Origin of the sequence: Streptomyces sp. NPDC096311, from assembly GCF_044763085.1 — a bacterium.
In the GTDB taxonomy this organism is placed as follows: Bacteria; Actinomycetota; Actinomycetes; order Streptomycetales; family Streptomycetaceae; genus Streptomyces.
This window is the reverse complement of record NZ_JBIWFN010000058.1, coordinates 1-10,451: the sequence shown is the minus strand read 5'-3', so window position 1 is coordinate 10,451 and position 10,451 is coordinate 1. Positions and strand designations below refer to the sequence as shown.

General features: G+C 63.9%; 9 protein-coding genes and 1 pseudogene. 4 read left to right on the top strand and 6 right to left on the bottom strand.

Annotation, left to right across the window (positions count from 1 at the left end; translation table 11 throughout):
- A partial coding sequence (locus ACIRA5_RS53430) for a GntR family transcriptional regulator (RefSeq protein ID WP_403705917.1) occupies positions 1–735 on the top strand: 735 nt, incomplete at its 5' end.
- 407 nt (positions 736–1,142) lie between these two features.
- On the opposite strand, the gene ACIRA5_RS53425 is transcribed toward ACIRA5_RS53430, so the two are convergent.
- Both ACIRA5_RS53425 and ACIRA5_RS53420 read right to left on the bottom strand, forming a co-directional pair.
- On the bottom strand, positions 1,143–1,439 hold the full coding sequence (locus ACIRA5_RS53425; RefSeq protein WP_381951116.1) for a hypothetical protein: 297 nt from the start codon (positions 1,437–1,439) through the stop codon (positions 1,143–1,145).
- A 326-nt stretch (positions 1,440–1,765) separates the two neighbouring features.
- Entirely contained in the window at positions 1,766–2,305 is a 540-nt protein-coding gene (locus ACIRA5_RS53420; protein WP_403705914.1) for an ATP-binding protein, read from the bottom strand.
- Positions 2,306–2,512: 207 nt separating this feature from the next.
- On the opposite strand from ACIRA5_RS53420, the gene ACIRA5_RS53415 reads away from it, so the two are divergent.
- Positions 2,513–3,883: a sporulation protein gene (locus tag ACIRA5_RS53415; protein WP_403705911.1), complete on the top strand. Its 1,371-nt coding sequence runs from the start codon at positions 2,513–2,515 to the stop codon at positions 3,881–3,883.
- 12 nt (positions 3,884–3,895) lie between these two features.
- Here the strand turns inward: ACIRA5_RS53415 and ACIRA5_RS53410 are convergent, their stop codons facing one another.
- The 3 genes from ACIRA5_RS53410 to ACIRA5_RS53400 all read right to left on the bottom strand — a co-directional run bounded on the left by ACIRA5_RS53410 (position 3,896) and on the right by ACIRA5_RS53400 (position 8,018).
- Positions 3,896–4,813 carry an aminoglycoside phosphotransferase family protein gene (locus tag ACIRA5_RS53410; protein ID WP_403705922.1) on the bottom strand — a complete coding sequence of 306 codons (918 nt, stop codon included), beginning with the start codon at positions 4,811–4,813 and terminating at the stop codon, positions 3,896–3,898.
- A gap of 415 nt (positions 4,814–5,228) precedes the next feature.
- Positions 5,229–7,550 carry a hypothetical protein gene (locus tag ACIRA5_RS53405; RefSeq protein WP_403705908.1) on the bottom strand — a complete coding sequence of 774 codons (2,322 nt, stop codon included), beginning with the start codon at positions 7,548–7,550 and terminating at the stop codon, positions 5,229–5,231.
- 168 nt (positions 7,551–7,718) lie between these two features.
- Positions 7,719–8,018 carry a hypothetical protein gene (locus ACIRA5_RS53400; protein WP_403705905.1) on the bottom strand — a complete coding sequence of 100 codons (300 nt, stop codon included), beginning with the start codon at positions 8,016–8,018 and terminating at the stop codon, positions 7,719–7,721.
- A 366-nt stretch (positions 8,019–8,384) separates the two neighbouring features.
- Here ACIRA5_RS53400 and ACIRA5_RS53395 point away from each other — a divergent pair.
- A pseudogene (locus ACIRA5_RS53395) lies at positions 8,385–8,621 on the top strand (ABC transporter permease); the annotation flags it as partial.
- Positions 8,622–8,875: 254 nt separating this feature from the next.
- Positions 8,876–10,240, top strand: a complete 1,365-nt coding sequence (locus tag ACIRA5_RS53390) for a M1 family metallopeptidase (RefSeq protein WP_403705902.1) — start codon at positions 8,876–8,878, stop codon at positions 10,238–10,240.
- A 45-nt stretch (positions 10,241–10,285) separates the two neighbouring features.
- Here ACIRA5_RS53390 and ACIRA5_RS53385 read toward each other — a convergent pair.
- On the bottom strand, positions 10,286–10,451 hold a 166-nt coding region (locus ACIRA5_RS53385), incomplete at its 5' end, for an alpha amylase C-terminal domain-containing protein (RefSeq protein WP_403705920.1).

Below are 10,451 nucleotides of genomic sequence, written 5' to 3'. Positions count from 1 at the left end.
GCCGCCGCGATCCGGGAAGCGATCCTGAAGGGCGAGTTCGACCCAGGCGCCCCGCTGCCCTCCGAGGCCCAGCTCATCGAGCGCTACAAGGTCTCGCGCCCCACCGTCCGCAACGCCGTCGCCGCCCTGCGAGCCGAAGGCCTGATCGAGGTACGGCACGGCAAAGGCAGCTTCGTACGCTCCGACGGACAGCCCACCGTCACCATCGACCGCCGGATCAGCCGCACCCCGGACGGACGGTTTGTGATGCCCAACGGCGCCGTCTGGGACGAAGCGGAGGAGCCGACCCCGTACCGCGCGCACACCACCAAGGCCACCGGCCAGCTCCTCGAACTCGGCAAGGAGGAAGCCGTCTTCGGCTGTGACCGGCTGCTCACCGACCCCGCCACCGGCACACGAGCGATGCACCGCACGCTGATCCCATTCGAGACGGCCGAGGGAACCCCGTTGGCCAAGGCTCCGGAGGCCAACCCAGCAGCGGTGTACGAGGTCCTCACGCGGGCCGGACACAAGCTGTGGTGGTCGGAGACGGTCCGCGCCCGCATGCCGCTCCCGGACGAGCGCAGCGCTCTCCAGCTCCGGGACGCGACTCCGATCCTGCACCTGGCCCGCGTCACCCACGGCACCGACGACCGTCCGCTGATTCTTGAAGAGCTGCGCGTCGGTGCGGACCGTGCCGAACTCGCCTACCGGATCAACGCCGACAAGCAGTCCGCACCGCGCTCCCGCGGCTGACCCGCAACCGACATCGGTCGAAACAGCCTTCACTTCCTCAAGGGCGCGCCTGCGGCGCGCCGGGCCGCCCGGCCGCCCCGACCGGGCGTGCGGCGTGACCGCCGGTCCCGTCCGGTCGCCGGGCGCCCCCGACCGCAGCACGCCCAAAGAGTCGAGGCGTCGACCGGACGGCATGGGCCAGGGCCTGCGGGGCTGGGGGTCGCCGGCCTCCGAGACTTTAGACAGCTCCCATGGGGCGAGCCTCGAAGAACAGGGGGCCGATCGGGCTTTTGCGGGCGGCTCCAAGGACTGCCCGATCCGCTGGCGAGCGTAAGGCCCCCTGTTCACTCGCCCCATGGCAGCTACCGTCCAAAGTCTCTGCGGCCGGCGACGTGCCCACGCGCGCCACTCCCCAGCGAAGACACCCTTCATGCCGCACCGCTGGCGTCCGGCGTGACCGCCTCCAAGAGCACCGCGAGCCGCTCCACCGCGTCCGGCAGGGCCGCCACGCGCACGACCCCACGCCCACCCTCGTCCGTCGAGGCCACCGCCCGCAACTGCGACAGCTCGAACCCCGCACCGAGGAGCGCTCGGTTCAGCCGGTCCGCCGCCTCCCGCGCACCGCGCCAGCCCGACATGTAGTCGACCCCGGACACCCACAGACCACAGTCCGCGCCCGCGACGTCGAGACCATCGCCCATCCAGTCCTCACCCGCGCCAGCCACCTTGCCCACCTCTGCCCTGATCTAGGTAATGGTTCGTCAACTTCCTTTGGTCAGGGCCGATATGCAGCACGACGGCCCCGGTACCATCAGGCACCGGGGACCGTCGCGTCCCCTCCCGGACCACCCCAGTTGCTGCCAGGCGCGGGGGTGGTCCGGTCTCGGTATGAAGTTGTGAAGCGCGGCCCCTCGCTCGGGAGGGGAGCCCCCGGGATGGTCCGAGGAGCCGCGCCCCTTGTGGCCGGAGTGGTCAGACTCCGGCCAGGGTCCGGGCCGCCTTCCACTCCCGATCGCGTGGGAGCAGACAGGGGAGACGGCCCGGAGATCTCTTACGTCGTGCCGTCGAGGTCGAAGCGGCACCACACGGTCTTGCCGCCCGGTCCCTTCGGTGACCACCACACCGCATCCGCCAACCGCTGAACGATCAGCAGCCCGCGCCCACGGTCCGGCAACACCGCCTCAGCGAAGTCGCCCGCCAGCTCCGGCGAAACGAATTCACCCGCCGGCAGATCAGGCGGAGTCGAGTCCTCATCGGCGACACCGATGAACAGCCATCCAGGCCACGCCTTCACCAGCACGTCGATCCGCCGCGCGGCACCAGGCCGCGCCAGGCAGTCATCCGGCACAGCGTGGTGCACGACGTTGCCGACCAGCTCTGAGACGACGAGCCGGGCATCGTCGACCATGTGGCCAAGTCCCCAGTCCTGGAGGCAGCCGCTCACCATGTTGCGCGCGGCGTACACGGTGCTTGTGGTCTCGTCGAAGAGCGTCATCGCTCGGAAGTGACCCGACGAGGGATCTTGCGCCGCTTCACGCTGCGAGACCGCCCGAGGGGTGTCTGCTCTGCGTGTGCTCTGCCGAGCATCCATTGCGTCCCCTGCCGACATTCGACGGGCTCTGTTACCCGTCGCTCCGTGCCGAACAGTGAACGGCGCGAGCCGCGTCACCGGGAGCGTTCACTAGGGGGTTCACATGAACACCCGCAAAGGCGAGGGGGGTTCGTAAGTGAACCCCCCTGGGTTCACGAGCTGTGACACGATGGATGCTCGTCGCCATTCTCGGGTTGGCAGGGGAGCATGAACCGAGAACCGAACGCGCAGTTGATCTCCCTCATGGCCGAGGCTGAAGTCTCGAACAAGGGGCTCGCCAAGCGGATGCGCGATCTCGCGCAACAACGCGGCATCGACCTGGGCACCACGCACGTAGCCGTCCAGCGTTGGCGGGACGGGGCGGGCATCCGGTCGCAGGCTGCCGGGGTTATGGCCAACGTCTTCAGTGCCAAGCTCGGGAGGCGGATCGCGCCCGGTGATCTCGGGCTGTTCGGCCAGGCTGAGGCAAGCACACCGCAGCCGGTCGCTTATCCCGCCGCCTTATCCGAGGCGCTCGCCGTGCTGGACGGTCTCACTGGAGATCAGCTCCAGAGCGCATCGAGCAGCGAACTGGCGATCACGGACACGGATCTCAGCGCCGCTGTCCTGTCATGGATGATCGCCCGCCCCGACGGCGTACAGGCCGACAGGCCCACCCCGCAGCGCGCCAGCATGCGCGACGTACATGCGATCCGCACCGCCACCGAAATGTTCATGCGTCTGGATTTTCTGTACGGCGGCGGCCACGGCCACAAAGCCTTACGGCACTACTTCCGCGACGATGTGTTACCTCTACTCAATGCCAGCTACACCGAACGAGTAGGCCATGCCCTCTTCACTGTGGCTGCGGAGACTGCCGAGGTAATCGGGTGGATGGCATACGACATCGGAAATCACGCGTTGGCCAACCGCTACCTACTTTCCGCGCTACGGCTCACACAGGTCACCGGCGATCGCATGTTCGGGGCATCCATTCTCGCCAACCTCAGCCACCAGGCGAACTACCTTGGCCACACCTCCCGCGCCGCGCAACTGGCCCGATCCGCCGTCGAGGGAGCCAAAGGCAGCAGCGCGACGCCGCGCGCCAAGGCCATGTACGCAGCTCACGAGGCCCGCGCACTGTCCAGCGCCCATGACCTCACGGGCGCATCCCGCGCCATGAACGAGGCAGAGCGCCACTTTGAGAAGGCCGATGCGGCCGAAGACCCCGAATGGCTCGCCTACTTCAACGAAGCAGAACTGATCGGGGAGTTCTCACACTGCTTCCGTGACCTGAAACGTCCTGTCGAATCTCTCAGATTCGCCAAGCAAGCCGTCGCCAAAACTGATCCGCAGTACGCCCGAACGCTGGGTTTCTGCCGCATTGTGCTTGCACAGAGCCACCTGTTGAACGGCGATTTGGACAGCGCCATCGGAACTGCCAGTCAGGCAGTTGAGGAAGGCGAATCACTCCAGTCGGCCCGGTTCCTGCGCTACGTCACTGACTTCCAGGGGGAGATCAGCACCTACGCAGGAGTGCCCGTCGTGACCCGCTTTAACGAGCAGGTTGCCGAGGCAGTGGCCAGCTTGGACGAGTGAGTAACCCGCCTCTCAGTACGGGAGCCAGTTGCGTGGAGCAGCATCATCACGCAGCGACGCAATCCGCCGGCCCACCTCTTGAGCCACGTCCTCCCCCTCAGACACGTTCTGCATGAGCCACGTGGTCATCTTGAACTCCTGGATCGCGCACAACGTCGCGAAGCCGGGCCACTCCCTCAAGTCACGGCCATAGGCACCCACGAAGCCGGCGTACTGTTCCTCCGTCACCCACCCGAGACGGTGGTATTCATGCGCAGCCACTTCGAGATCCCACTCGGGATGATCAACGCAGAAGTTCTCCAGGTCAATGAGGTGGACAACCCCGTTCCTGTCGACCATCAGGTTGTCGGTGTGCGCGTCGCCGTGCACAGGCCCCAGCGGCGATCCAAACCGCAGTTCTGCCAAACGCTCCTTCAGTTCCTGCCCCCGCTTGCGCAGAAACTGAAGGTCGTCATCGGATATCCCCGCGGCCCGCTCGAGCCGCAGGTCTGAGAGCCCGAAGGCGCTGTACTGAGGGAGTTCCAGGCCGTCAGGCAGGGCCAGCGCGTGCAGATCACGCAGGACCGCACCCAACTCTCCATACGTGGCCGCCCTGCCCGCATCGACGATCAGATGCCAGAAGGTCACCGGGTGCCCGTCGACCATCAGCGGCTGTTCGAGATCCTCAACGACACGAGCCGCCGGAAACCCCTCGCCCGCCAGCCACCGCGACACGGCCACCTCTTTGCGAGCCGCCGACAGATACTCAACCGACCGGGCGATACGCACGATCATCGGCACCGACACGAGCCGGAAGAGTGCGTTCTCCCCGAGGCGGATCAACTCCGCGCCTCTGTCATCGAGCCCCGCAGCCCGGCAGGCGGCAACCATCACCCGCGTCGCCCCCGCCGACGTGAACCCCTCTTCCGATCGAGCAACGTCAACCGCCATGCCCATACCAGCTCCCCTAGTCGCGCGCGATCAACCGGCGCACGCCAACGGGTGACCAACCCGACGCACGCCAGACACGACCACGACCGTACCCATCCGCAGACGGTCGGAGCGAGGACAGGCCTCAGGGAGCGAACTTCCGCAGGCACCGACAAAAGGGGGACACGAGAGCTCTCAGCTTGGGAAGCTGAGGGCATCTGAGGCTTGTTCCCGGGCTGACCTGCGGCGGGCCAGCGCAGGGGCCAGGCGGGCGGTCGGCTGATTCTCCGGCGTTCCCCGTCGGTGCCCCGCACGATCTGGCACGGGTCTGGCACGGCCCCTTCATCCCCGAAGGCTCGGCTGGAGGGCATGGAGCTTTGGGGGAAAGGATGGCGGATTGCATGCAGGCGGTCTATTGCGTGTATCGATCGTGGGGCTATTGACCAATTGCCGATTCGCATGCGCTCCTGACCTCTTGAAGGCCCCAGGGAGAAGCCGCATTTCCGGCCCAATCAATACCTTGCCTTTCAATCGATTCACCCAGATCTCCCTCGCCTTGTTCGGAAAAAATCTGGCCAAGCTTCTCTATGCCGACGATTCCTGCGTTCAGACCCTGAATGGTCAATCTCTTCGCCCCAGCATAATCGCCGTTCCTTTGCAGTTCGGCGATTTCTTCCATCGCAGCCTTTGCTTTTTGGGTATTCTCGGACGTCGACCATTCTCTGTGGAATTTCTTTAGTTTCTCGAGACTTTCGCGCAGATGGTGTGTTTTAGTCTCTAGAGCGCGAACAATTAGCTCAAGTCTGGGGGTGGCAGCTTCCAACTCTTCATCGAACAGAATTTCTACTTCTGCCTCGGAACTGTCGAGACGCTTTGCGGCGGATCTAATCGCATCCCTCCTTGTCTCATTGAAGTTCGCAGACTTAACTACGGCGATAATTTCAGGGAACTTGCGACTCAGGATACGACCTTCGAGTTGCTCGTAACCTGCAATATTTTCTGCTAGCTCATAAGCCTCCTCCAGCCTTATCCATGGCTTGTAATTGCCGTTGTCGAACTCTTCTAGGCAAAGTGCTTCAGCTTTTTCCTCCTCTCCACTCCTGTACAGGTAGTAGGCCAGAAACTCGCTACCTTTCGGGTCTCCTGAGAGGTAACACGCTTCGATGATCTTAGCTGCACCGGTTCGATCTCCGGCAAACTCAAGGATTCTTGCGAGGTTGTGTGCCGACTCGTAGTCTCCTAGTTCTGAAGCTCGCAAGTAGAGTTGCGCTGCATAGAAATTGCGTCCCCGGTCATGCAAAGAGGAAGCTATTGACTTTAGCTCCTCAGCATTCTTAATGTGTCGCAAAATAATAACTGCGAAAGAGGGGGGTGGGGAAAGTGTGGCCCGCGCCGTGCGCCCTACCTGTTCGATGTAGTCAGAAAGGCGGTATGTCGGCTCAGTCGGTAGCGGGACGTCTGGCAGGGGCCGCACTCGTGCTAGCGGCCCACTCGCTCCCTTGCATTGTGCCAGCGCATACGCTATGCCTTCCTGAAACCAGTCATCAGGGAGGCCCGAGAAAACGTCGCGCTCCATAGTCAGTGCAGCCATATCGCAAAGGAGTTGACTGGGGAGCATTGGAGATTTCCCTAGGCGGCGCAGATCGATGGCGGCATCCACTATTGCTTTGAAGGCATCTGGTGCATTGCGGTAGCGCTCCATTTGAGCGGGTGCACCTGCCAGGAATTGTGTTACCCGTGCTTGGCCTCCCTCTGCTTGAGCGTACGAGTCAGCCAACCTAGGATCAGAACCCATTCGAGCTTTCAGAAATTTCAGTGCCGAAGCAGAAAAAGAGCTCGGTACGGAAATGCTGTGATCTGAGAGCAGCGAGCGAGCTTGTGGATGCCTATCGTTACTCCTTCGGTGAGGTGATCGCGTCAGTTCATCCCAGTGATCCGGCCATACAGTTCCCAGGATCAGTACGGGAGAGCTATCGGAATCCCGAAGAAGCTCGCGTAAGCCTGCGGCAACGCGCTCCCCAGATTCGCTTGCCGGAGTATCCAAATAAAGTTGTGTCTCGTTCAACCATAATACCGTTTTGGGGGGAATGCCATTTTCGAGACCACGTGTCAATGCTTCAGGGGGAGTGGGATTAATCGGATGCCATAGTGACCAATCATTTGGGAGCCTCTGAATGGATTCCCAACACGCTCGCGTTTTCCCTGTTGACGATTCTCCTACAAGAACAGCAATCCTACTACTTCCTTCTGCCGCTGCCGCAACGATGTCTTTTAGTTCATTATCGTGAGGGCGTTGGATATAGATTGGTAGCGAAGGTAGGCCCAATTTTGAGGCACCGGAATCAATTGAGCGATGAATATCCAAGTCAAAAGGATTCACCCGTTCTGATATTTTTTGGCCCAGGCTTGAAGGCTTAGTCTTCGCAGCAGAATTTCTGGCTTCCTCCCAGAGGTTGTTCCAGAATCCTCTTTGCGGGTTCTCGTTGGCCCAAGTGCTGTATGTGATCACCAGGCGCCAAAGCTCATCTGAACTCTTTGGGATCCTTGGCCGTGATGTGCTAAACCAACCGCTAACTGTTTGTTTTGGCAAGCCGGATTTCTGAGTCGCTGTATTGCGGCTCCATGCTTTTCCTTGATTTTTTCGAGCGGATTGGGCTCGCCGTTCGAGCGACCTAAGCTCCTCTTGCAAGAGCTGTGCGCTTTCAGTGCTTTCATCCCTTTTTGTCTGCATCGCTAGGCTGCCTGCATCTCTGCTCATGTGTGTCCGACTCGGACGCGTCGGACACGGCTGTGGCCACGAGCATAGCCAGAACTAAGCCTGACTTGTCCGAGGTATCTAGTCGATTGCAGGGCAGGCTGAAACGGTCGGGGCACAGGTGCTGAAACGGCATCTGATGGATGCTCTGGAGGTTCCGTGTTCCTGAGGCTATGGCTTCTGCTCGAAAATCGCTTGCTGCGCGACCTTGAAGTAGCTGATCAAGAACTTCGCAGGCGCTGGATCCTTGCAACCGCAATATTCTGCGTCGTTAATTGCGATCCCGGCCTGGCCGTTCCACTGGCGGCGGCAGCGCTGGCGTTCAGGGGTGGTCGCGGGGGCTGAGAAGTGTAGGTCGATGTAGCGGCTTTGGGGTGGCGCTGCTTTGGCGCGAGTGATCATGGCCCCGTAAGCTTCCGGCGCGTAGGGCAGTCTGTGGACCTGCCCGGCAAAGCGCGAGATTGGGGCCATGATCTTCGAGGCTCGCGCCAAAGTGGCTCCGTAAAGCCGCGGAACAGACCGCCCCAGCCTCGACGTACCCCGTTCTCTGGCATCAGGCGGCTGATTGCCGGGCGTGCGGCACGGGCGTCGGCCGGGCTGGAGCGTGGTAGAGGCAGGGGCGCAGGCACGGCCGGGGGTTGTAAGCGGACACGGCCGAAGCAGGCCGAGTGGGACTGACTCACAGCTGTGAGGGGCAGCCACCTGCATAGCGAAGCAACAGGACGCGTCACGGCTGCTCAGGCGGATCTCGCCACGCTAAGAAGCCACAGAGCACCTCGCGAACCGCGAGCAGCCACTCTCAGGCGACATGAAATACCTTGTGAACCGGCATTGACCCAAGCCATCACGATGCCGCTGTTCTTCGGCTCCAATGCTCTCTATCCGGTCGCGGTCATGCCCGGCTGGCTCCAGGCCATCAGCAAGGTCAACCCGTTGAGCTACCAAGTGGACGCGCTGCGCGGCCTGCTGCTCGGCACACATGCCCATCTGGCCCTCGACTACGGGGTGCTCGCCCTGGCCGCCGCCCTCGGCATCCTGTCCGCCTCGTCCCTGCTGGGCCGCCTGGCCCGCTGATCCGGGCGTGGCCTCGTACGTTCTGCCGGGTCCCTCCTGTACGCGGTGCGTGTGCACCGTCCCCCGCCGCGACTTGACCAGATGATGAGGGTCACCGGCCCGCGGGGCTCATAGGCTGTGCGTCATTGATCACTTGATCCCCTGATCCCCTGATCCCCTGATCACCTGATTGCCGTCGCACCGGAGGAGCCAACGTGACGCCACGTCCGCATCTGACCACCAGACGCACAACTGTCCTTCGAAGGGAGGCAGTTGTGGCCGCGGTTCCCGTCGCCGTCGCGGCCCTGCTCGTCGCGGCGGGCCCGGCGGCGGCCGGTACGGTGGGCTCGTCCGGCGCGGGGGACGCGTACTTCCCGCTCTCGGGCAACGGCGGCTACGACGTCCGGCACTACGACCTGACCCTCGGCTACGACCCCCAGAGCCGCCATCTCGACGGCAAAGCGGTCATCACCGCCCGGGCCACCCAGCGACTGACCCGTTTCGACCTCGACCTCAAAGGGCTGAAGGTCACCGGCGTCACCGTCGACCACGCCAAGGCGTCCTACCGGCGTGACGGCCAGGAACTGGTGGTCACGCCCCGCCACGCCCTCCGGCGGAACCAGGATTTCCGAGTCACCGTCACCTACTCGGGGACGCCCAAGCCGGCCATCGACCCGGACGGTTCCTCGGACGGGTGGATCCCCACCGACGACGGCGCGTTCGTGGCCGGCGAACCGCAGGGCGCCATGACGTGGTTCCCCGCCAACAGCCACCCCAAGGACAAGGCCTCCTACGACTTCACCATCACCGTCCCCAAGGGACACACCGCCGTGGCCAACGGAGTCCTCCGCGGACAGTCGACCAGCCACGGCCGTACGACGTTCCGCTGGCGGCAGTCCGAGCCGATGGCGGCCTACCTCGCCACGGCGACGGTCGGGAAGTTCAAGGTCGAGCAGTACACCACCCGCGACGGACTCAAGGTCTACAACGCCGTCGACCCCCGTGAGGCGACCGCCGCGGCGCCCGTGCTGAAGAAGCTGCCGTCCGTGCTGGCGTGGGAGAGCGGTGTCTTTGGGCCCTACCCCTTCCGGGCCGCCGGGGCCATCGTCGACCGGGCTCCGCAGGTCGGATACGCGCTGGAGACCCAGACGCGTCCCGTCTACGACTCCGCGCCCGACCTGAGCACCCTCGTCCACGAAAGCGCGCACCAGTGGTTCGGGGACTCCGTCAGCCTCACCGCCTGGAAGGACATCTGGCTCAACGAGGGCTTCGCGACGTATGCCGAGTGGCTGTACGCAGAGCAGCACGGCGGGAAGACGGCTCAGCAGACGTTCGACTCCCTGTACGCCAGTCCTGCCGGCAGCGGTCTGTGGGCGTTTCCGCCGGCGGATCCCGGGAGCGGGGCGCACATCTTCGACACGCCCGTGTACGCCCGGGGTGCGATGGCTCTGCAGAAACTGCGTACGGCTGTGGGGGACGGGGTGTTCTTCCGCATCCTGCGGACCTGGGCCACGGAGCACCGTGGCGGACATGGCACCACCGCCCAGTTCATTCGCCTCTCCGAGCGGTTGTCCGGGAAGGACCTCGGCGGGTTGTTCCACACATGGATCGGCACGGCGGGCAAGCCGGCCTCTCCCTGACCGGCTCCTTCGCCCCCGCCGCCCCTGGCGCGGGGGCGAGAACGGTCAGGCGGGGCGCAGCCACAGGGTGGCCAGGGGAGGGAGCGTCAGACGCAGGCCGCCGTCGTGGGCCCGGAGGTGGGGGTTGTGGATGTTGCTGCCGCCGTAGCGGGCGGCGTCGGTGTTGAGGACTTCGTGCCAGGCGGGGATGTCTTCGGGGATGCCGAGGCGG

What these genes read in the sequence shown, in the direction of transcription:
- ACIRA5_RS53415 (WP_403705911.1), top strand. Translation starts at nt 2,513, where the DNA reads ATGAACCGAGAACCGAACGCGCAGTTGATCTCCCTCATGGCCGAGGCT.
- ACIRA5_RS53410 (WP_403705922.1), bottom strand. Translation starts at nt 4,813, where the DNA reads ATGGCGGTTGACGTTGCTCGATCGGAAGAGGGGTTCACGTCGGCGGGG.
- ACIRA5_RS53420 (WP_403705914.1), bottom strand. Translation starts at nt 2,305, where the DNA reads ATGGATGCTCGGCAGAGCACACGCAGAGCAGACACCCCTCGGGCGGTC.
- ACIRA5_RS53400 (WP_403705905.1), bottom strand. Translation starts at nt 8,018, where the DNA reads ATGGCCCCAATCTCGCGCTTTGCCGGGCAGGTCCACAGACTGCCCTAC.
- ACIRA5_RS53405 (WP_403705908.1), bottom strand. Translation starts at nt 7,550, where the DNA reads ATGAGCAGAGATGCAGGCAGCCTAGCGATGCAGACAAAAAGGGATGAA.